Source organism: Desulfobaculum bizertense DSM 18034 (assembly GCF_900167065.1).
GTDB classification, from domain to species: Bacteria; Desulfobacterota; Desulfovibrionia; order Desulfovibrionales; family Desulfovibrionaceae; genus Desulfobaculum; species Desulfobaculum bizertense.
Genome location: NZ_FUYA01000005.1, coordinates 136,843 through 158,780 on the forward strand (window position 1 = coordinate 136,843; position 21,938 = coordinate 158,780).

At 52.3% G+C, this 21,938-nt stretch carries 23 protein-coding genes; 16 read left to right on the top strand and 7 right to left on the bottom strand.

Going from position 1 to position 21,938, the window contains the following annotated elements; genetic code table 11:
* The first annotated feature begins 197 nt into the window (after window positions 1-197).
* Genes B5D23_RS08865 through B5D23_RS08890 form a run of 6 tightly spaced genes read left to right on the top strand, consistent with a single transcriptional unit; the run spans window position 198 to window position 5,793 of the window.
* Window positions 198-881, top strand: a complete 684-nt coding sequence (locus tag B5D23_RS08865) for an HD domain-containing protein (RefSeq protein ID WP_233815009.1) — start codon at window positions 198-200, stop codon at window positions 879-881.
* On the top strand, window positions 844-1,761 hold the full coding sequence (locus B5D23_RS08870; protein ID WP_078685075.1) for a D-alanine--D-alanine ligase family protein: 918 nt from the start codon (window positions 844-846) through the stop codon (window positions 1,759-1,761). The genes B5D23_RS08865 and B5D23_RS08870 overlap by 38 nt, the downstream gene beginning before the upstream one ends.
* Before the next feature lie 5 nt (window positions 1,762-1,766).
* Window positions 1,767-3,032 carry a 3-deoxy-D-manno-octulosonic acid transferase gene (locus B5D23_RS08875; protein ID WP_078685203.1) on the top strand — a complete coding sequence of 422 codons (1,266 nt, stop codon included), beginning with the start codon at window positions 1,767-1,769 and terminating at the stop codon, window positions 3,030-3,032.
* 2 nt (window positions 3,033-3,034) lie between these two features.
* On the top strand, window positions 3,035-3,778 hold the full coding sequence (gene kdsB, locus B5D23_RS08880) for a 3-deoxy-manno-octulosonate cytidylyltransferase (protein ID WP_078685076.1): 744 nt from the start codon (window positions 3,035-3,037) through the stop codon (window positions 3,776-3,778).
* Window positions 3,778-4,911: a glutamine-hydrolyzing carbamoyl-phosphate synthase small subunit gene (carA, locus tag B5D23_RS08885; protein ID WP_078685077.1), complete on the top strand. Its 1,134-nt coding sequence runs from the start codon at window positions 3,778-3,780 to the stop codon at window positions 4,909-4,911. Before kdsB ends, carA begins: the two co-directional genes overlap by 1 nt.
* Before the next feature lie 60 nt (window positions 4,912-4,971).
* Entirely contained in the window at window positions 4,972-5,793 is an 822-nt protein-coding gene (locus B5D23_RS08890; RefSeq protein WP_078685078.1) for a tetratricopeptide repeat protein, read from the top strand.
* Window positions 5,794-5,846: 53 nt separating this feature from the next.
* Here the strand turns inward: B5D23_RS08890 and galE are convergent, their stop codons facing one another.
* From galE to B5D23_RS08925, 7 genes are all read right to left on the bottom strand, one after another.
* Window positions 5,847-6,833: a UDP-glucose 4-epimerase GalE gene (galE, locus tag B5D23_RS08895; RefSeq protein ID WP_078685079.1), complete on the bottom strand. Its 987-nt coding sequence runs from the start codon at window positions 6,831-6,833 to the stop codon at window positions 5,847-5,849.
* 35 nt (window positions 6,834-6,868) lie between these two features.
* On the bottom strand, window positions 6,869-7,867 hold the full coding sequence (pdxA, locus tag B5D23_RS08900; RefSeq protein WP_078685080.1) for a 4-hydroxythreonine-4-phosphate dehydrogenase PdxA: 999 nt from the start codon (window positions 7,865-7,867) through the stop codon (window positions 6,869-6,871).
* A gap of 87 nt (window positions 7,868-7,954) precedes the next feature.
* Entirely contained in the window at window positions 7,955-8,263 is a 309-nt protein-coding gene (locus B5D23_RS08905; protein WP_078685081.1) for an isoamylase early set domain-containing protein, read from the bottom strand.
* Between the two features lie 53 nt (window positions 8,264-8,316).
* Window positions 8,317-9,798 (bottom strand): glycogen synthase GlgA, encoded by a 1,482-nt coding sequence (gene glgA, locus B5D23_RS08910; RefSeq protein WP_078685204.1) that lies wholly within the window; start codon window positions 9,796-9,798, stop codon window positions 8,317-8,319.
* A 50-nt stretch (window positions 9,799-9,848) separates the two neighbouring features.
* On the bottom strand, window positions 9,849-10,313 hold the full coding sequence (locus tag B5D23_RS08915) for an NUDIX domain-containing protein (protein ID WP_078685082.1): 465 nt from the start codon (window positions 10,311-10,313) through the stop codon (window positions 9,849-9,851).
* A gap of 643 nt (window positions 10,314-10,956) precedes the next feature.
* Window positions 10,957-11,583 (bottom strand): L-threonylcarbamoyladenylate synthase, encoded by a 627-nt coding sequence (locus tag B5D23_RS08920; RefSeq protein WP_078685083.1) that lies wholly within the window; start codon window positions 11,581-11,583, stop codon window positions 10,957-10,959.
* Complete coding sequence (locus tag B5D23_RS08925) at window positions 11,571-12,170, bottom strand: TrmH family RNA methyltransferase (protein WP_200803645.1); 600 nt, start codon at window positions 12,168-12,170, stop codon at window positions 11,571-11,573. Before B5D23_RS08925 ends, B5D23_RS08920 begins: the two co-directional genes overlap by 13 nt.
* Window positions 12,171-12,781: 611 nt before the next feature.
* Here B5D23_RS08925 and B5D23_RS08940 point away from each other — a divergent pair.
* The 10 genes from B5D23_RS08940 (at window position 12,782) to B5D23_RS08990 (ending at window position 21,931) form a co-directional block, all read left to right on the top strand.
* Window positions 12,782-14,266 carry an SLC13 family permease gene (locus tag B5D23_RS08940; RefSeq protein WP_078685086.1) on the top strand — a complete coding sequence of 495 codons (1,485 nt, stop codon included), beginning with the start codon at window positions 12,782-12,784 and terminating at the stop codon, window positions 14,264-14,266.
* Between the two features lie 87 nt (window positions 14,267-14,353).
* A complete protein-coding gene (locus B5D23_RS08945) occupies window positions 14,354-15,811 on the top strand; it encodes a transferase (RefSeq protein ID WP_078685087.1) in 1,458 nt (485 codons plus the stop codon).
* A 456-nt stretch (window positions 15,812-16,267) separates the two neighbouring features.
* Entirely contained in the window at window positions 16,268-16,834 is a 567-nt protein-coding gene (locus B5D23_RS08955) for a Na+/H+ antiporter subunit E (RefSeq protein ID WP_200803646.1), read from the top strand.
* A gap of 3 nt (window positions 16,835-16,837) precedes the next feature.
* The gene (locus tag B5D23_RS08960; protein ID WP_078685089.1) at window positions 16,838-17,122 is read left to right on the top strand and encodes an MrpF/PhaF family protein; all 285 of its coding nucleotides are present in this window, start codon (window positions 16,838-16,840) and stop codon (window positions 17,120-17,122) included.
* Window positions 17,123-17,145: 23 nt separating this feature from the next.
* Window positions 17,146-17,475: a monovalent cation/H(+) antiporter subunit G gene (gene mnhG, locus B5D23_RS08965; RefSeq protein ID WP_078685090.1), complete on the top strand. Its 330-nt coding sequence runs from the start codon at window positions 17,146-17,148 to the stop codon at window positions 17,473-17,475.
* Window positions 17,476-17,479: 4 nt separating this feature from the next.
* Window positions 17,480-17,725 carry a Na(+)/H(+) antiporter subunit B gene (locus B5D23_RS08970; protein ID WP_078685091.1) on the top strand — a complete coding sequence of 82 codons (246 nt, stop codon included), beginning with the start codon at window positions 17,480-17,482 and terminating at the stop codon, window positions 17,723-17,725.
* Window positions 17,725-18,564, top strand: a complete 840-nt coding sequence (locus B5D23_RS08975) for a Na(+)/H(+) antiporter subunit B (RefSeq protein ID WP_233815027.1) — start codon at window positions 17,725-17,727, stop codon at window positions 18,562-18,564. The genes B5D23_RS08970 and B5D23_RS08975 overlap by 1 nt, the downstream gene beginning before the upstream one ends.
* Before the next feature lie 2 nt (window positions 18,565-18,566).
* A complete protein-coding gene (locus B5D23_RS08980; protein WP_078685092.1) occupies window positions 18,567-18,962 on the top strand; it encodes a cation:proton antiporter subunit C in 396 nt (131 codons plus the stop codon).
* The gene (locus tag B5D23_RS08985) at window positions 18,962-20,446 is read left to right on the top strand and encodes a complex I subunit 5 family protein (RefSeq protein WP_078685093.1); all 1,485 of its coding nucleotides are present in this window, start codon (window positions 18,962-18,964) and stop codon (window positions 20,444-20,446) included. Before B5D23_RS08980 ends, B5D23_RS08985 begins: the two co-directional genes overlap by 1 nt.
* A 9-nt stretch (window positions 20,447-20,455) precedes the next feature.
* A complete protein-coding gene (locus tag B5D23_RS08990; protein ID WP_078685094.1) occupies window positions 20,456-21,931 on the top strand; it encodes a monovalent cation/H+ antiporter subunit D family protein in 1,476 nt (491 codons plus the stop codon).
* The last annotated feature ends 7 nt before the right edge of the window (window positions 21,932-21,938 follow it).

The following is a 21,938-nucleotide window of genomic DNA, read 5'->3' on the forward strand; positions in this document are numbered from 1 at the left end:
CCAATGCTGATCGACGTGCGCAAAGTTCAGCACATAACATTTCAAACACTTGGTCCCGCCTTACTGGGATAAGTGGGACATACTACGCGAGGTGCACAAGCACAAGTCCCACTTTATTTTTAGGCCGCCTGCTGCTACTACTGTCCCCCACGTCCGGAGCTTCGGACATCACCTCATATGTTAAGGAATCTGTCGCTATGCAATCTTCACAGAGCACTCCCTCCCCGAGGAGCGCAGCTTCCAGTCAAGCTTCTCAGGATGGACTCCCGTCACTCGACAAAATGAATATTCAGGTCCCCTTTGACCCGTCAGAATTTTTTGTCCCCGATGACGCAACATGTTATGCTTACTGGAAAGAGCGTGACATGCCAGAACACATAGGCCGTCACAGCAGTCAGGTGGCAAATATCGCCACGGCGCTGGCCCGACGGGCGGCAGAAAAAAACATCATTGCCGGAGACGCGGCAGTGCAGGAAGTTCGCTCCTCTGCCCTGCTGCATGATCTTGCAAAAATGTACTGCATCAATTACGGCGGGCATCACAGCCAGCTTGGTGCAGCCTGGGTTATGGAACACACGGGCAACCCGATGCTCGCGCACGGCGTACTGCACCATGTGTGGTGGCCATATGAAATTGACTGCACCCGCTATTTCCTGCCTCTGGCAGTGCTCTATGCAGATAAACGGGTGCGCCATGACGAAATCGTTTCGATTCACGACAGATTCACGGATCTTTTTGACCGCTACGGAGCAAATGACTTTGCCCGCGGCCGCATCAAAATGTCTATGGAACAGTCACAAGCAATCGAAGAGAATTTTATACAACACCTTGGAGTAAACCTGCATGCGTGTACTTTTGATAACGGGCGGCTGGTCGACTGAGCGCGACGTTGCCCTCATGGGCGCAAAAGCCGTCCAGACTTCTCTGGAACAGCTCGGCCACGACGTGACCGTTCTTGATCTCAAATTTTCCATGAACACGCTGCTTTCCGAAGCCCGCGCTCATGACTTTGCCTTTATTCACCTGCACGGCTCTCCCGGAGAAGACGGCATGGTACAGGCCATGCTGGAAACAGTCGGTTGCCCATACCAGGGTGCAGGCCCTGCGGCGTCCTTCCTTGCCCTGAACAAAACCGTGTCCAAATGCGTTTTCCGAGAAAACGGCATTCTCACCGCAGACTGGGAACTTGTGACCGAGATGCCCAAAGCGGACTGGACACCAGACTTTTCATACCCGATCTTTGTGAAGCCCAACCTTGGCGGTTCCAGCCTTGGCATGAGCATGATACACAGTGCAGAAGAACTGCGTCCGGCCCTCCAGAAGGTCTTTGACCTTGGCGAAGAGGCCATTATTGAGCCGCTTATCAAAGGCGTTGAAGTCACCTGCCCCATTCTTGGCGATGAGGCCCTGCCCCTGATTCTTATCAAACCGGCAGACGACGCAGGCTTCTTTGACTACGAGAACAAATACCAGCCCGGCGTAGCGCAGGAAATTTGCCCAGCGCCTATTGATCCCGAGCTGGCCAAAATCATACAAACTGCAACCCTGAAAGCGCACAAGGCCCTTGGGCTGACTGGCTACAGCCGTGGTGACTTTATTCTCACCCCTGACGGCAAAGCCTACCTGCTGGAAGTCAACACACTTCCGGGCATGACCCCCAACAGCCTTGTTCCACAGTCCGCAGCCGAAGCAGGCATGAGCTTTGATGACCTCATTGCCCGACTGATTGAGCTGGGAATGGAACACGCTGCACAGAAGTAATGACCATGAAAATATCGACCAGAGCAGTCATGGGAATGTATTCCCTCCTCTGGCCTGCGGCACTGCCAGCTCTCGCCCTGTCTTCCCGACTTCGCGAGGGCTGGCGTGAACGCACGCTGTCCAAAGTCCATTCCGGGCCTGTTGATATATGGATACAGGCCGCCTCCGCGGGTGAAGCATTTCTTGCCCGCGAGATTCTGCTTTCCCTACCAAGCGATACACCTCTCAGAGTTCTGGTCACTTCTGGCACGACACAGGGCATGGACATTCTGAGCCGCACCTGCGAGGAGCTAAAACCTCAGAAGCTTCTTGATGTTGAGCACGCCTATTTCCCCTTTGACGCACCTTTTCTCATGAAGAAAGCCTTGCGCCACTATGCCCCCCGTCTTGTGGTCACCCTCGAAACAGAGTTGTGGCCGGGATTCCTTGCCGAGGCCAAAAAGCAGAACATTCCAGTTCTGCTCATTAATGGACGCATGAGTGCAGGAAGCTTTGCGGGCTATGTGGGCATTCAGGACTTTTTACGGGACATTGGCCCCAAAAAAATTCTTGCTCTCAATGGCAAATCAACCCAGCGCTATGCTGTCCTTTTTGGGCACGAACGGGTTGAAACCATGCAAAATATCAAATTTGACCGTTGCCCAACAGAAGCCCCCGTTCTTCCTGAAGATCATCCTCTTTCCAGGCTTCTCGGCGTTGGGGACGAGGTTCTTGTTCTTGGTTCAGTACGCAAAGAAGAAGAGCCTGATATACTTGAAACTCTCCAGATTCTGCACCGTGAACGCCCCAAAACAACCATTGCGCTTTTTCCCCGACACATGACAAGGCTCGACTTCTGGTCAAAAGTCCTATATGAAACCGGGTTGCCCGTTGTACTACGCTCGCAGCTTACAACAGCACCTGCTCCGGGAACCATTATCCTGTGGGATGCATTCGGAGAACTCGGTGCTGCATACAGCCTTGCATCAGCGGCATTTGTGGGAGGAAGCCTCAAGCCTCTTGGTGGACAGAATTTTCTTGAGCCACTGATACATGGTCTTGTCCCTGTCATTGGACCGCACTGGAAAAACTTCGACTGGGTTGGGCGCGAAATCGTCGAATCTGGACTCGTCTGCGAGGTGACGGATGCTCGTCAGCTTGCCCGGCAGGTCATCGTTAGTCTGGAAAATCCTCAACCAAAGAATGCTGTCCAGAAGCGTGCCGCAGAATATATCTCTGCACGCACCGGCGGAACAGCACAAGCTGTCGCCTGCATACTCAGGCATCTTTAGTCATGTCCAAACGCCCAGTCTGCTACGGTATTATTCCAGCGCGCTACGCTTCTTCCCGCTTTGAGGGAAAGCCTCTGGCCGATATTCTCGGTTTCCCCATGTTCTGGCACGTATACCAGCGTGCCAAAAAATGTCCGTTGTTTACGGACGTTGTGCTCGCGACAGATGACCAGCGCATCTTTGATGCAGCACAGCACCTTGACGTCCCTGTGGTCATGACCGCAGCTGATCATCCCAGTGGCAGTGACCGGGTTTTGGAAGCCGCACAGCTTTTGAATATCCCAGACGACGCCGTTGTGGTAAATATTCAGGGAGACGAGCCACTGCTTGAGCCAGACATGCTCAGCGAGTTACTCTCTCCATTCGACAAGGAACACGTTGAGGTCTCAACTCTGGCGACGCCTATTACTGGCGAAGAAGCCAAACGGCCAGACCAGGTGAAAGTTGTTGTTAGTGCCAGCGGAAGGGCACTGTATTTCTCCCGCGCTCCCATCCCCTTTGTCCGGGACGATGGGGACGCGGGATTTCTTGGACATGTCGGGCTGTACGCCTACCGCATGCGAACCTTAAAGCGCTTTGTCGCCCTTGGGCAAAGTGAGCTTGAGCGAAAGGAAAAACTGGAACAGCTTCGGCTGCTCGAAAACGACATACCTCTGTATGTTGTTCAAACACTGTATCGCACGCACGGCGTAGATCGTCCCGAAGACATCTCTCACGTCATCAACGCGCTATCGGAGAACAGCTAATGAAAGCCATTTTAGCTCTGGAAGACGGCACCTGCTTTGAGGGCCGTTCTTTTACCGGCAAAGGAAACGCCGGTGGTGAAGCCATTTTCAATACCGGCATGACCGGATATCAGGAAGTGCTCACTGATCCGTCCTATGCGGGCCAGCTGGTATGTATGACCTACCCCCTTGTAGGAAATTACGGCGTGAACCTTGAGGACGTCGAGTCGTCCCGAGTCCAGGTCGGCGCATTCATCGTTAAGGAATGCTGCAAGACTCCAAGCAACTGGAGATCTGTGCAAAGCCTGCCGGACTACCTGAAAGAGCATAATGTTATGGGCATTGAGGGCATCGACACCCGCGCCCTGACCCGACACCTGCGCCTTCACGGTGCGCAGCGTGCCATCATCAGTACTGACGACGTGACGCCGGAAGAGCTTGTTGCACGCGCAAAAGCTTTGCCCTCCATGGAAGGTCAGAACCTCACCACACAGGTTTGCCCCAGCGAACCCTACATCTGGAGCGAAGAAGGTCGCCCGGCACCTGTGAGCCTGAACAGCGATGGAAGCTACGACTGGCAAGGCAAAGGACCTCGTGTTCTGGTGTATGACTTTGGTATCAAATGGAACATCCTGCGCCTGTTGGCCGCAGAAGGTCTGGACCTGCTGGTTGTTCCGCCGAGCTTTACTCCAGAACAGGTCGACAAAATTGCACCACACGCCGTGTTCCTGTCCAACGGTCCCGGCGATCCGGCAACCCTGACCGAAGTTGTCAAAAACGTGGCTGTTCTTGCCGACACGTACCCGCTTGCAGGTATCTGTCTTGGTCACCAGATTCTTGGTCAGGCTCTTGGCGGAAAGACCTACAAGCTCGCCTTTGGTCACCACGGCCTGAACCACCCGGTCAAGGACCTCACCACCGGACGCATTGAAATTTCTTCCCAGAACCACGGCTTCTGTGTTGATATTGAAGGCATCGAAAATCTTGAAATCACCCACGTGAACCTGAACGACCAGACTCTGGAAGGTTTCCGCCACACCAAGAAACCTATTCTGGCCATTCAGCATCACCCAGAAGCTGGACCGGGACCGCATGACAGCCAGTATTTCTTCCGTCGCTTCCGGGATATGATTCAGGAAGCAACAGGCGTTTAGTCTCGGTTTTTCCCGGTTTTTTTCTGTACATACCAGCCCTTGGAGCTTAGAAAGAGACGCATGTCCACAAAACTGATTAAAGCGCGCACCAAGATATCCGGCATTTCCCGGTATCTGAAGCAGAAAAAACTTCTTCCTGCCATTGTGAGTCTCCATGATGCCCTGCGCATCATTCTTGAGACGCCGCTTATGGCTCATGAAAAGAAGGAATTTCGTCTTGCGCTAGAACATGCACTCTATGCTCTCAACAGCAATCCAGATTATAAACGCACCTGTGGAATAGTTCTGGAATACAAGGCAGGGCAAGAAAAAGCCTTGCTCAGAGTCCTGGCGGGCATACTTGAAGACCTGCAGGACAGCTCTGTTGAAGAAGCCAAAGAGATGCTGGCCGCTTTGGAAAAACGCAAAGGCCTTGGCCTGACGCGTGGCGAGGAGCTTTTAAAGCTCGGCAAAACCAAAGAGGCCCGGCACATCTTTGACCAGCTTATTCTTCAGTTTGCTGACGACACAGATCTCAAGACACAGATCGCAGAGATGCTGCTGAAAGCTGGAAAACTGGAAGATGCTTTGCATTACCTCACTCAGGCCCTCAAGGAATTCCCTGAGTCTGCCCATCTATACAACAGAGTGGGCATGGTTCTGCGCAAGCTGACCCGGTTTGAAATGTCAGAAAAATATTACGCCAAGGCGCTGAAACTGGCCAAGGAAGATCCTGGGCTGTATTTCAACATTGGGCGCCTCTACATTGACTGGAAAAAATGGGACAAGGTGGCGCGCGTCGCCTCCGTTGCTCTCAAGATTTCGCCAGACTTTGAAGAAGCGCAAAAGATGTATGCCTTTGCGCAGAAAAAAATCAAAAAGGCCGCGGCTCGAAACGATTAGTGTTTCGGGCCACGGCCCTTCTTTTTGCCATATTCTGGCACGTTCAAAATTTTCTACGCGTCTTTTCGGCTCAAATGCCAGCGCCATGCAGTCTGCACAATGGTGTCGATATCCGTATATTTTGGTTCCCAGCCAAGAACGCTCTGCGCCTTGGTCGATGTCGCAACCAGACGTGCAGGGTCCCCTGCCCGACGAACGGCATTTTCATACGGCACGGCCACACCACCAGCACGGTGCACAGCCTCAATGATTTCCAGCACACTATTCCCTGTTCCGGTGCCCAAGTTCAAGGCAGTACTCTTACCGCCATCCAGCAAGTAACGCACTGACGCAACATGTGCCTGCGCCAAATCACTGACATGCACATAATCACGAACACAGGTTCCATCAGGAGTATCATAATCCTGACCAAAAACTTTCAGATGCCCACGGGTCTTGAGTGCTGAGCCAATTGCCAGCGGCACAAGATGAGTTTCTGGATTATGCGCCTCGCCAATGCCCCCATCCGGGTCTGCTCCCGCAGCATTAAAATACCGCAAGGCCACATGATGCGTGCCGTAGGCAGGATCAAAATCCGCCATAATCTGCTCCATCATGAGCTTTGTGCGGCCGTACGGGTTAATCGGGTTCAGGGGATGATCTTCCCGAATAGGTGTCTGCTCCGGGGTTCCATACACAGCAGCAGAACTGGAAAACACAATGTTTGGGCAATTGCCACGCTGCATGGCTCGCAGCAGGCAGAGTGTTCCCCAGACATTGTTGTCATAAAACGTAGCCGGATCAGCCACAGACTCACCGACTTCAATAAACGCCGCAAAATGAATAACCGCAGCCGGACGATATTTCTCAAAAGTCGCAGTCATGGCGTCGACATCTCGAATATCCGCCTTGACCAAGGGACCCCACTGCACAGCCCACTCATGACCACGGACCATGCTGTCCACCGTGACCGGCTCAAAGCCCACCGCGGAGAGCGCCTTGCAGGTATGGCTTCCGATGTATCCCGCACCACCTGTCACAAGAATCCTGGTTCGTTCCATAACATCCTCTCGCTAAGGCGTGTCGCGTTCTGCGGCTACGCGTTTTTTGCAGCAATCAACTTTTCTGCCCAGTCAAACGCTGCGTGAAAACTTCCCAGATCGGCGCAGTCTTTTCCTGTAATGTCATAGCCTGTGCCGTGATCTACAGATGTGCGCACCACAGGCAGTCCAAGCGTAACATTCACCGCTTCGGAAAAATGCAAAAGCTTCAGCGGTCCAAGTCCCTGATCGTGATACATGGCAAGCACGGCAGAATATTTGCCCTGCGCTGCAAAATAAAAAAGAGTATCCGCCGGAAGCGGACCAACAACAGAAATCCCTTTGCGTTTCGCCTCTTCCACGGCAGGAGCAATAATCTCTTCTTCCTCGTGCCCAATCTTTCCGGATTCACCAGCATGAGGATTGAGACCGCACACCGCAATGGGAGCGCCTGCACAGCCCAGAGCCTTGACCAGCTCATCTGTCAGCTCAAGGCAGCGCAAGACTCGCTCATGCGTAACTCCAGCAGGAACATCAGCAAGCTTGGGGTGCGTTGTCACAAGGCTCACCTTGAGGCGTGGCCCACCAAGATGCATGCAGATATTGTCTCGTCCGGGGCCGAGGCGCTCTGCAAAAAATTCTGTATGCCCCGGGAAATCAAATCCCGCATCCTGAAGCATAGCCTTATTCAAAGGACAGGTCACAACACCCTGCGCCTGACCACTCTTCAGCAGCTCGCAAACGAGTTCCAGAGTCAGCCCCGCGGCGCGACCACCTTCAACATGAGGTTCACCGGGGTGCATTTCAAACTGCTCCAGTCCCTTGGGGACCAGCAGTCCTATTTTCCCCTCTGTCTCATCAGCAACATGTTCAATTTTCTTCCAGAACTGAGGAAGCCCCAGACGCTTGGCATGATATGCAAGCGACGGTTCTGGACCGACCAAGACGGGACGAGATGTACAGGCCCGCTCACCATTGCCCAAACTGCGACAAACGAGTTCGGGACCAAGACCATTTGGATCACCAAGAGTGACGAGAAGAGTTTGTTCTGACATAACAATCGCTTTGTAATAAAAGGAAGGCCCACAGTCCAGAATTGCTTCCGAATGTGGGCCACCGCGTGTTGAGGGGAAATTAGAAAACTATGTCGTAACAACGGAGTTTTCGCAGTTACCAAACATGCTCCACACGTAGGTGTCTGCGCTCCAGTCGTTTTCCCAACGGCACGTATCCACAAGATACCGGTACTGGTATGAGCGCCCCTGCGCGAGATCGATGGTGGCATGATATTCACCGCTTTTCAGCTTGCGCATTGGGGTTGCTTCCGGGTTCCAGTCGTTAAAATCGCCGACCAAACTCACGCACTGCGCTCCTTCTGCTGCCCCCCTGGGCAACGAAAAAGTCACCTTGCACACTGGCTTTGACCGGAGATAGCGCTTTTTCAGGGACATACGCCAACCTCCATTACAGTTTGTTTCAGTATATCCTTTTTCTGTTTTTTTCCTCAAGACCTCTTTGTCTTTTCTGTTTGGACATCCTGTGTCAGCTCTTTTTGTGCGGCTGCATACACTGAAAAATATTCTCGCGCTGACTGGACCCAAGAAAAGCGTTTCCGCATGGCGCGCGCCCGAATCCTGTTCCACAGCACCGGGCGTTCCCAGACACTCAACGCTTCCATCACGGCCCGCAAAAAGGAACTGGGATCACCAGCGCGGAACAAAAACCCTGTGCTTTCCGCATCCGGATGCGCCCGAACAGTGTCCCGCAAGCCTCCCACAGAACTTGCCACGGGGACCGTTCCAAAACGAAGTGAATACATCTGAGTCAGACCACACGGCTCATACCGTGAAGGCATCAAAAACACATCCGTTCCAGCCTGAATCACGTGGGCCAGCTCTTCGGTATATCCAATACAGGCCGCAAATTTTCCCCGGTGCTCTTCCATCAGATTCTGGAGCTTCGCCTCAAGAGCAGGGTCACCCTCCCCCAAGACGACGACGCCAACACCAATCTTCATCAGCGCAGGCAAAATATCCACGAGGAGATCAACGCCCTTCTGCCCCCGAAGCCGACCAATAAAGCCAAGGAGCGGGTATTTTGCAACGGCCGGGTCCAGCCCCAGCTTGTGAATAAGCCACTCCTTGCAGATACGCTTGCCCCGCATGTGTCCAACGGAAAAAGCATGAGGCAAAAAGCGATCATGCGTCGGGTCCCAGACGGTGTAGTCCGCACCATTTAAAATACCGGTGAGTGCATCCGCACGGTTTCGCAAAATACCGTCCAGGCCGCAGCCAAACTCTGGAGTTTGAATTTCTTTGGCATAGGACGGGCTGACCGTCGTGATCTGGTCAGCATAGGCAATGCCAGCCTTGAGCACGTTAAAATCACCAAAAAACTCGGCACCATCCAAATTCCATGCAGAATCTGGAAGGCCCGAGTTCCAAAACAGGCGGGAAGAAAAACGTCCCTGAAAGGCAAGGTTGTGCAACGTCACAACCGTTCTGGTTGTGGCCCAAAACGGATCTGTCTGACGCCAAAAATGCACGTAGGCAGAAACAAGTGCGGCCTGCCAGTCATGCGCATGAATAATATCTGGAGCACGATCCAAATGTCGGCACCACTCAAGTGCGGCCCGACAAAAGAAAATAAAGCGCTCACAATTATCAAAATAATCACCATAGGAAGAATTGTAATAGCCAAGACGGTCAAAGTATTCACTTCGATGAATGAAGTAGACAGTGACGCCCTGCTCCACGCCCTGGTACACCTGAGCCGTGATTGGTGCCCACGGATACCCCACAGGTATCCCAGAATGCACAAGGCGAAGCCGCTTCATCTCGGACATGTGCCCATAATGCGGGGTAATCACAGCAACCTGAGCACCCTGTCGCCGCTGCTCTGCGGGCAGAGCGCCCAAGACATCGGCAAGACCCCCGGTTTTTGAAAATGGGTACATTTCTGACGCGATATGAACCACAAAAGGCATTGCGGTCATAGGAAATGCCTCTCCTAGGAAAGAAGGTCCTTTCTGAAAATCTACACTACTCCACCCCGAGCATCGAGCCAGCGCCAGAAATCCTGAAGAATTGTGGCGTGATCAAAGGCTATGCTTTCAGGAAGCTTGCCACGCTGGAAAAACCGGGCTTCTCCAGCATCGTCCCCGGCACACAGAGCATCAGGATCTTCTGTACTCCCAATAAAAACAACACTCATAGTGTGCATTCGAGGGTCACGCTTTGGATCAGAATACACACCAAGCATCCCCTGTATCGTCACGTCAAGGTCTGTTTCTTCCTTCATTTCACGAACAACAGCCTGCTCGACTGTCTCTCCACAATCCACAAAGCCACCGGGAAGTGCCCAGCCATACGGTGGATTCTTTCTCTTGATGAGCACAACACCCTTACCCTGCTGATAAATAAGCATATCAACAGTCGGGACGGGGTTGCAGTATGTTTCAAACGTCTTGCCACAGTGCGGGCACGTCACATCTTTATACATTATTCAACCTGTATTGTATCTTTTGTATTGCACGTTTGTATCGTGTTTATAACAAGACGCCAGTCTCTTGGCGTTCTCTTTTGTCATAAGACAAGTCGGCACCTAAAACAAGGCACTCTCTTTATTACATAAAAAGAACATCAAAGGAAATGAAGAATGGACTTTGGGGAGGGGCGCGCGAAAGACACGCTCAGAAAAGAGAAACCGGCTTACCGGGGCGCAACCCGATAAGCCGGCTTCTGCAAAACAAAGAAGGATGCTTTTTATGTAGCAAAGGGCGGGCCAAAACTCTGAGCAGTGTGTGATTTATTTTATTATTCATGTATTCCAGATAGTTATACAGCATTCTTTTTCTCCATCCCACACTCAAATCCTCACGCCGAGGTAAAAAATTTTAAACCTTCCCTTCTCAAGGCCCCCTGCCCGCGGTCCAGTGTTTAAAATTTTTAACCCCAAAAAGAATAAAAACCCGCGCGCCTTCCTTCTCCATCCCCAAAAACTGCGAAGCAAGGCCCGCAAAGCATTCGCTCGCTCTCTGTAATGCTAAGACCTCACAATTTCAGGATGATTTTCGCAAAAAAAAGGCACGCAGAGGAGACATATCTCTGCGTGCGTTCTGTTCTTGGCTGCGTTGTTCAAAAAATTATACTGTCTGAATGACAAATCCCTCGGCCTCAAGCGCAGCTTTGGAGATTGCCCCCTCGCGGTGCAAAACAAGCACGCCAGGCTCGGCAAACGCAATCACCGTCGAAGGCTCCCCTCCGCCGGGCCACGGCTCGGAGCGAAAAACATAGGAAACGCTCTGACACAGAGCCTTGGACAGGGCGTCTGGTCGTGCAACCGATGGCTCACCGCTCAGGTTTGCGCTTGTGGCGACCAGCGGACGTCCAAGCTCACGCGACAGCCGGGCCGCAACAGGATGCGGGGTCACACGAACGGATGTCGTTCCCTCGGCGTCCTGAACCTCACGGGGCAGCCCCTCGCGTGCAGGGACAATAACAGAAAGCGGACCGGGCCAAAAACGGCGGGCCAGTTTCTCCAAATCCTCTGAATGCCAGTCAGTCACCTGCGAAAGCTGGGACGCATCACCAATAAGCACAGGCAAGGGCTTGGCGTGACTGCGTTTCTTAAAGGCATAAACCCGTGCAGCGGCTTCGGCACAGAACGCATCGCAGCCAATGGCATACAAGGTTTCCGTGGGATAAATTATCACATCCCCACGGCGCAAAGCCTCACAGGCTTTTTCAAATTCATGATCTACTTGGTGCACCAGTCTTCCACCATTGCGTCAACAGTCTTCGCATCAAAAGACGGTGTGTTGTACATCCCCGCAGCCTGTCGCTGACGAAATGCCTCATACAGGGTCAGGGCAGCAGCAACTGAAACATTCAGGCTCTGGACCATGCCCTGCATGGGGATATAAATCTGGTCAGGAGCAAGCTCCTCCAGCTCGGTATCCACACCACGATGCTCGTTGCCCAAAATAATTGTTGTGGGCTTGGTCAGGTCATAATCAAAAAGCGGGCGGGCACGCTCAGAAAACCCTGTCGACAAAATCTGATGTCCTGCATCACGAAGCCCCTGAATCATAACTTTGGGGTCCGAGTGCCGTTCCATATCAATCCACTTCTTGGCAGATGCAGAAGACTTTTTCCCAAGATTAGGAAATGTGTTATCAGTGTAGTATAAATGCACTTTCTGAACACCAAACGCATCACAACTCCGAAGGATTGCTGACACGTTATGTGGATCCCAGATATTTGCCATTACAAGCGAAAGATCACTTTGCCTGCGTTCAATAACAGAACGCATCCGAGCCTTACGCTCTGGCGTACGACAGTGAGCTATCTTTTTCATGAGTTCCCTCATCGTAAGAATTCTGAACAGGATGGCCGCTTTTCGTGTGAGGGGGTCAATACACGTTTTTGCCCCAAAGGGAAAGGTACACAAAAGAGGCCAATTTCACACCCGCCAAACGCGAATTTTCTTCGATTTTCACTCAAAAAACCAAAGTATCGCCCGCGCGATAGTTTATTTTTTCACAACTTCAAAAACCCTCTAAAATGCTACGAATATTCTAGGTCGAAGAAAAAAACCAGCATTCTACAATTGCTTTTTTTCTCATTAACTGCCAAAAGAATTTCACCGCCAATTGTTCTCTTTTTCTCAAGGACGTGCAGATGCCAGTTTTTTCCGGCAGCTGTGCGCAAAACAGGTCCGAGAACAAACGCTCCGCATTCCGCCAAGTGCACGAGCTGTTCTCATGGTGCTGGTCCGCCCCAGCGCCACTCTCTTGGTTTTTGCCAGCGTGCAGGCCCTGTTTTCAATATTTGCACAAGCACGCAACCGGGGTTTCTCCGTAAAGAATTCCCCCTTGAGAATATATGACCAGTTGGACCGGCAAACGACGACTGTTTGCTTGGCCACCCCTCTAATGATTGCTGTTTTTCTAAAAACGGAGGAAATCGATGGTTAACAAAGCAAAGGCCGCCGTTAAAGAGAAGAAATTTGATACGCTTCGTTTTGTTGCGATGCTTACGGGCGTCCTTCTCTTTGCAATAGTCTACTGGTCACCCATGTGGCCAGATGCTGTTGACCCGGCAGGTAAACACTTCATCCTCTCCAGAGAAGGAAAAGGCGCTCTCGCCGTCTTTCTGCTGGCTGGCACATGGTGGGTTTTCGAAGTCGTCCCAATTGGTGTGACTTCACTCATGATTGGTATCCTCCAGGCTCTTTTCCTGATTCGTCCGGCAAAAGTCGCCTTCAAGGACTTCATGGACCCCTCTGTCATGTTCATCTTTGCGTCTTTGGTTATTGGTACGGTTTTCACCAAAACCGGCCTGACCAAACGACTCGCCTACAAAATGCTGGAAATCGTTGGTGAACGAACATCAATGATTCTTCTCGGCACGTTTGTGGTCTGTACCGTCCTCACCCACATAATGGCACATACAGCTGTGGCGGCAACACTCTATCCGTTGCTCATCGCCATTTACAGCCTGTATACTGACGAAACCAAGCCGACCAAATTCGGTAAGGCACTGTTTATGGGGATGGCCTACGTCGCTGGAGCAGGTTCCATCATCACCCTGCTCGGTGCTGCCCGTGGTGCGGTTGCCCTTGGCTTCTTCAAGGACATCATGGGACAGGACATCAGCTTCTTCACCCTCACCTATTACATGGCTCCCATTGGCTGGCTCATGACCTTCCTGTTGTGGGGCTTCTTTATGCTGCTTCTGCCACCAGAGCGAAAGACCATTCCTGGACTTCGACAAAAGGCAGCAGAGCTGAGTAGCAAGCTTGGTCCAATTTCTCGCGACGAGATCCTCGCCGCAGTCATTGTTGGACTGGCAATTCTTGTCATGAGCCTGCGATCCTTTATTCCCGCGCTCAAGCCCATTGACAAAACAGCCATTATTCTTTGCTCCACCGTTCTCTTCTATGTGTTTAAGATTCTCGACCTTAAGCATCTTGAAGAGGTCCCGTGGAACATCGTTCTCCTGTTCTCCGGTGCAATGAGTATTGGTTTCTGTCTTTGGGAGACCGGCGCAGCACGCTGGCTCGCCGTCAACTGGCTTGTCCTCTTCCAGGACGCTCACTGGTTTGTTTTCGTTATGGGCATCGCCTTCTTCGTTATGATGATGACCAACTTCATCATGAACGTCGCGGCCATTGCCATATCGCTCCCAGTCGCCCTTGTTATTGCACCGTACCTCGGTGTTGCTGGCGAAGTTATTCTGTTTTCCTCGCTGGTTGTATCTGGCATGCCGTTCCTCCTTCTGGTTGGAGCAGCGCCAAATGCGATTGCATACAACTCAAAGCAGTTTACAAGTGGTGAATTCTTTGCATACGGTATCCCTGCAAGCATCCTGCTTATGGCTGTCACTGCGTTTGCAGTGCTCGTTCTGTGGCCGATAATGGGCATGCCCATTACCCTGCCCGCTGGCGGTTAGCCAAAGCACAGAATTGCACGAGAAAAAAACGCCCCGGTCCTAGTGGCCGGGGCTCTTGCCCTGAACTGGTTTCACTGGAGGATACACATGAATCAGCTGGACAATCTTCTCAAAAGCATCATCGCCCACGTTAACGTTAATCTGCGTGAATTCGTCGACGTTGGGCCACACATCCGGCATCTCGTTGATAACGACAAGCTGGCAAACTTCTATGGCTTCTATGCCCTGACTCCGCACCACCCTTTATACTTCAAATTCACGGAATCCTGTCTTTCCGGAACCTATTTCCTTGGCAAATGTGTTGCCACCCGTTCCATCATATATAAAAGCGATATTCGCGGCGACGAACTCAAACGTCGCGGTGATGTCGTCAGCGTGGATGGTTTGAACATCCGCATCTACGATGACGAAATCATTTTCATTCGCGACTCCTTCCTGCTCAAAACGCTGGTGCACAACAACTCGCACGACCCGGAGAACCTCGAAAAATTCTCCATCCGCAACACTGTTGCCCTGCACTGGTCAAACATCCATGGCTCCACAATGGAAGGCTGCTTCCTCGGACCATTCGCCACTGTCGACCTGACCAGCTCCCACAACTGCGTGTTTGGCGCATATTCCTATACGCAGGCCAGCGACCTTTCCAATGTCTATGTTCCCCCAGGACGCATCTGGATCAAGGTCGAAAACGGCTTCGAGTTTACCTATCAGTTTGATGACAAGGTTCTCGAAAAGTACATTGCCTATGAAACAGGCTCTGCACCAACAGGTCTGCTCATGGACTACGTGGAAGACCGCAAGGGCGACTTCATTCCAATTTACAGCTCCGTACAGGAAAACCCTGTACCAGTGCCACCGGGCGCCTCTCTTTCACCCTATGCAGTCGTCAAGGGTCAGACCAGAATCGACCGCAACGTGCTTGTTGCACAGCGCGCATATCTCGAAGAGGCATGGCTGGGAGAAGGCTCGAACGCACAGGAAAACTGTTATATCGTCCATTCCAGTCTTGAAGGTGAAGACGTCACGGCTCATGGTGGGAAAATTATCCACACGCACCTTGGCCGCCACATCTTTGTTGGATTCAATGCCTTCCTGCACGGGTCCCCAGAGAATCCGCTCCAGGTCGGTGACAACTCAATCATCATGCCCCACACAATCATTGACGCTGAAGAGCCGCTGGAAATCCCGGCCAACAGCCTTGTCTGGGGTTACATCCAAAATGCTGACGATCTCGCCAAAAACTCCATCCCCCTTGAAGAGATGGAAAAAGTTGATGGCGAACTTGAGATGGGCAGCATGAAATTCTCGGGAAAAGGAAAAATGTTTGCCGATGTCTTCCGGCACAGGATTCAGCACATCCTGGAAGAAAATGGCGCATTCTACGACGGCAAGAACGGCAAAAACGGTGCAGGCCATGCCCAGAAAAATCACGATATGGCCTTCAACACCATGCAGCCCTACCCGTCTGGTCAACTTCGGGGACTGTACCCAGGCCTTGAAATTAGCCCAACCTCTCTCGATTATTTCGCACACATCGACGACTAAACATACAACGAGGGGGTCTGGGACTAGGCCCCCTTGCCTGCCTCATCCCCTCCCCCAAAGCTCTGCCATTTTGCGCACAAGCACATCGCTTTGCTGATTTTTTCAGCTTTTTTTAGAATGAGAAACGACGCCACTTGCCACAGAAATCTTGGTTTTTGTTCTCGAAAAAGCTTAAAAAATGCGTTAATCGATAACCTTGATATATGAAGAACATGGCCTTTTCCCTCGCAATTGGCATCGGAAAGGCGATGAAAAATATGCATTACACCGGGATTCTCTGCCCGGACGTATTTTACGTGAAAGCTTGAAATGCCGTACGAATTCAGGATTTTTCGACGTCATTGCTATTCAAAATCTTGCACAAATACGTTACAGAGTTTTTGGTCTCTCAGAAGATGGTTCTTCTGAGAGGTAGGAGAGGATTTGTTTTCAATCGTTCAAACTAAGGATGCGCTCATGGCAATATCGCATGACCGTCCCTCTGGGCGGTGTTGTACCGCTGGAGAGACTGGTGACTCTGCCGTGCCCAAAAAACGGCGGATCGGTCCTATGATAACAACTTTTGTTATCATGGCGATCACATGGGTTATTCTCTCGGGCCAGTTTGACCCCTTCCACATGTCTCTTGGGGTCATTTCCTGCGCAATCGTTGCCTGGTTTTCGAGTGACCTCCTTTTTCCTTCCAAGGAAAAAGGTTGCCCCACCTGTACCTGGTTCCGGTTCCTGGCCTACATTCCCTGGCTACTCCTTGAAATCGTCAAGGCGAACTTCTGGCTTTTGTATCTCGTCTTCCATCCCCGGATGATGGACAAGATCAATCCCCACGTAATCAAGTTCGACTCTCGGCTGAAGTCGACCATGTCACGGGTCACTTTCGCCAACTCCATCACGCTGACCCCTGGCACCATCACAGCCTATGTTGACGTGGATGGCCGTTACACGGTCCACGCCATCGACAACAAGTCTGCTGAAGGCCTTCCCGGCGAAATGGAAGAGAAGGTCGCCAAGACTTTCGGAGAATAACACATGGATACGTTTTTTCTCGTCTGCGCACTGTGCCTCATCGTCATCATGATTGCGACGCTGTATCGCACAGTTGTAGGACCAACGGTTTTGGACCGCTTCCTTGGCGTCAACGCCATCGGTTCCAAAACAGTTGTTCTTCTGGTGCTTCTTGGATTCGGATTTAAGCGCATCGACATGTTTGTCGACATCGCTCTGGCATACGGCATGCTGAACTTTATCGCCGTGCTTGCTGCCAGCCGTTACTTCCAGAAGCGTAAGGGACTGCACGAGACTTCCACGAACTAACCCTATTAGGACGGAGCATTCGTATGATTATCAATATCATCGCAATGGTATGCCTTATTTGCGGCATTATCGTCTTTGCCGGGGCAGCTCTTGGAATTCTGCGCTTCCCCGACTTTTACTCCAGACTGCATCCCGCTGGCAAAATGGACACGCTTGCCTCGGGTCTCATGCTGTTTGGACTGGCCGTGTACAACCTGCACCACTTTGATGTCGCTACCCTTCTCACCAGTCTCAAAATCGTTCTGATTTTGGTCTTTGTGTTCATCGCAAGCCCGACCGCGACCCACGCTCTGGTCGACGCAGGCTTCCGAGCTGGACTCAAGCCCTGGGTGAAGGGAGAAAAAAGGAGATAGCCGCATGATTTGGCAAATTGACGAGGCCATTTTGATTCTTGTCATGATCTGTGCCATCGGCGCGCTTCAGATCAAGGATCTCCTTGGCGCAGGCATTGTCTTTGGAGCATTCAGCTTCATGATGTGCCTGCTCTGGACGTCTATGGGCGCTGTTGACGTCGCATTTACGGAAGCTGCCGTAGGTGCTGGCATCAGTACAGTTCTGCTCATTGGCGCAGTATTCCGGACTTCCAGGAGGTCAAAGGACTAATGATGAAACATCTGAGTCTGGCGACCGTCACCATCTGCGGACTGCTGCTGATTTTTATCACAGGTAGCTTTCCGGACTGGGGTGACCCGCAGTCCCCTGCGAGCCTGCATCTTTCTAACCACTACATCGAAAAAACCTACGAAGAAACGTCCGTACCGAACATCGTTACGGCTGTTCTTGGTGACTATCGTGGCTTTGACACCATGTTTGAAACCACGGTTGTTTTCTGCGCTGGCATGGCCTGCTTTTTCCTGCTCGGCAACTCCGGTGGCCGCGAGATTAAGTCCAATGTCCGCATCTATCGCCACATCCAGACCGGCGTTGTTATGCGCTTTCGTGGTGATGCCAAGGACCCCAAAGAGAATGGTGCGTTTGAACGCATCGACAGCGACTGGACACCGTATGACATGATTGTCTCCCGTGTGGCCAAGATCATGATTCCGTTTATTCAGATTTATGGTCTCTACGTTATTGCCCACGGTCACCATAGCCCTGGTGGTGGATTCCAGGGCGGCGTTATTCTCGCCGCCAGCTTCCTGCTCTTTGGACTGAGCCATAACCTGCGCGACATGATCGGCAGAATCTCCAACAAGACTCTGGGAATTATGTCCGCAGTTGGTGTTCTTATTTACGCTGGCTGGGGTTTCCTGGCCATGTGCTACGGTGGGAATTTCCTCGACTACTCTGCCCTTGCGGGACTGCTTGGCGTTGATCCTATCGCCGCCCGTTCCCTGGGTATCATGATCGTCGAAATTGGCGTTGCAACGACAGTCATGTCTACCATGATTATCATTTACAACAACGTCGCATCCGCCGGTAAATACGACGAGGGGCTGTAGTCATGTATGAGCTTTTCGACGTCGCCTTTGCGGCAAAGTACAACTACTGGGCGTATACCGTCCTGATGATGATCGGCATCTGGGCCATGATCGGCAAAAATAACCTCGTCAAAAAGGTTATTGGCATGAGCATCTTCCAGACGTCCATCATCCTGTTCTATGTTTCCATCGGTTCCAAAAAGGGCGGGACTATCCCGATCCTGATGCACGCACACGGCGGCGAGCACATGGCCATTAATGCAGCGGATTACATCAACCCACTGCCTCATGTCCTTATGCTGACCGCAATCGTTGTGTCTGTGGCAACCCTTGGTGTGGCCCTGGCTCTTTTGCTGAATATTTACAAGAAGCATAAGACGCTTGAAGAAGACGAAATCTTAAAACACCTCAGCGAATAATGAACCAATATCCTGCGCTTATTGTTATCGCACCGTTGCTGTCGGCTCTTGTCGTCGCTATCGGCGGATGGTTCAACCGGCGGATTTATTTCCCGGTCGCCGTCGCCGCGCTGGGCGTCTCCGTGTGCTCCGCCCTTGGGCTGCTCATTCAGGTCATGGCCACTGGCCCCTTCAGCTACCGTCTCGGTGGCTGGATGCCGCCATTCGGCATCGAGTATTACATTGATTACCTCAGTGCCTTAGTACTCCTGCTGATGACTTCCATCGGCCTCCTGAACCTTATTGCAACCCGACGGGACGTAGAACGTACCTATGAAGGCAAGGTCCCGGTGTTTTACACCCTGTACCTGCTTTCTGTTGTTGGCCACCTTGGACTGGTGGTCACCGGTGATGCCTTTAACCTTTACGTACTGCTCGAAATCACAGCCCTGTCCGGCTACGCACTGCTGGCAATGGGAGACGCCAAGTCTGCCCTGTCCACCCTGCGTTACCTGTTCATGGGCACGATGGGAGCGTCATTCTACCTGCTTGGTGTAGGCTTCCTCTACATCATGACCGGTAGTCTGAACATGCAGGACCTCGCAAGCATTCTGCCGAATCTTTACACCAACCCAGCAATCATTGCGGCCTTTGGTCTGATCATGGCAGGTGTCTTCACCAAAATGGCATTCTTCCCCATGCACGCATGGCTGCCGAATGCTTATGGTGATGCAGGGTCCCCAGCATCCAGCCTTATTGCGCCCATGACCACCAAGGTCATGGTTTACGTGATGATCCGCATGATGCTGACCGTGTTCACTCCCGATTTCGTGTTTGCATCTGCTGTCTTCAACGAAGCCATTGTCTGGCTCGCCATTATCGCCATGCTGGCTGGTGCGGCATTCGCCCTTGCCCAGCGTGACTTAAAACGCATGCTGACCTTCGTCCTGCTTTCCGAAGTAGGCTACATGGTTGGTGGCGCATGGCTGGGCAACCGTCTTGGCATGACAGGTTCCATCCTGCACATCGTCAACGACGCAGCAATGACGCTTTGCGTGTTCCTGTGCGCTGGCTGCATCAAATACCGCAACCAGAGCACCCGGTTTGAGAACCTTCCGGGACTGTTCCGCAAACAGCCCTTTACCATGACGGCTCTCGTTATTGGCGCTCTTGCCATGATTGGCGTTCCTCCGACCTGCGGCTTCTTCTCCAAGTGGTATCTTATCCTTGGTGGACTGGATGCAGGACACTACTGGTTCGTTGGCGCTCTCATTCTCTCCAGCCTGATCAACATCGTGCTGTTCTTCCGAGTCTTTGAGATTGCCCACTTCGAACCGTTCACCGAGGGGCATGGTCACGGTCACCATGACAAAATCCACGATGCACCGTGGAGCATGGTTGTGCCGCTGCTGGTGGTTGCTGCCGGACTCATCGTCCTTGGCTTCCTCTCCGGCGACATCGTGACTCACGTTATCGACTTCGCCATTCCGGCAAACATCGTCTAGGGGACTCGCATGCAAACTATAGAATCCATTAGACCGCTCTTGGCTGTCTGTGTTTCGCTGGGTGTTATGCCCATCATTGCGTCATGCGGGAAATCCCCTAATGCGCGCGAAGCATGGACCTTCATTGCTGCGGGTATCAAGCTGGCGATCATTGCCTCAATGGTCCCGGCAGTTCTGAGTGGCATTCAGTTCACTTGTGAAATCTTTGAGGTTATCCCCGGCGTTCCGCTGGCTTTCAAGGTTGATGCCTTTGGCCTGCTCTTCGCTCTGGTTTCCTCTTCCCTGTGGATTGTGACGTCGCTCTATTCCATTGGTTACATGCGCGCCGAAAATGAACACAGCCAGACACGCTATTTCTGCTTCTTCGCTCTGGCACTGTCGTCCACCATCGGCGTGGCTTTCTCTGCAAACCTGCTGACCATGTACATGTTCTACGAAATTCTTTCGCTGAGCACGTACCCGCTGGTCACGCACCATCAGGACCGCGAAGCTCGCAGTTCTGGCCGCAAGTACCTCATGTACATCATGGGAACATCCATTGGTCTGGCCCTCCCGGCCATGCTGATTGCGTACTTCCAGGCCGGAACGCTGGACTTTGGCCCCAACGGATTCCTTGCTGGCCACATCACGCCCACCATGGCTGCCGTGCTGCTGACAATGTTCCTGTTTGGTTTCGCCAAGGTCGGCCTCATGCCCGTCCACTCATGGCTGCCCGCAGCAATGGTTGCTCCGACCCCGGTTTCTGCTCTGCTTCACGCAGTGGCAGTTGTTAAGGTTGGTGCTTTCTCCATTCTGCGTGTTGTCACCGGCGTCTTTGGCGTGGATCTCCTCGCCCAGATGAACCTCTCGTGGTTTATTTGTACAGTCGCCAGTGTCACGGTCATCACGGCTTCGCTCATTGCACTCTCGCAGGATGGCCTCAAACGACGTCTGGCTTTCTCGACCATTGGTCAGCTTGCCTACATCGTTCTGGGTCTTGGCCTTTTGGCCCCCCACGCCGTCATGGGTGCTGGCCTGCACATCGCAATGCACGCCTTTGGTAAAATCACGCTGTTCATGTGCGCTGGTGCCATCTTTGTTGCCACTGGCAAAAAGAACATCAGCGAAATGGTCGGCATAGGTAAGCGCATGCCTGTGACCATGTTTGCGTTCCTTGTTGGTTCGCTCTCGGTCATTGGTATTCCTCCGACGGGTGGCTTCCTCTCCAAGTGGTATCTGCTGCTTGGCACCATGGAAGCTAACCAGTGGCCGTTCATGGTTGTGCTGCTTGTCAGCTCCATCCTGAACGCCGCGTACTTCCTGCCCATCGTTTACAAGGCGTTCTTCTGCACCAAAGAAGAGTGCATGTTCAACGACGGGGTCAAAGAAGCTCCGGTCGCATGTGTGGCTCCGCTTGTTATCACAGCCACCTGCTCTGTTATCCTCTTCTTCTACCCCGACGTGTTCCTGAAACTGGCCGCACTGGCCACGGGCGTGACCCCCTAAGGAGATG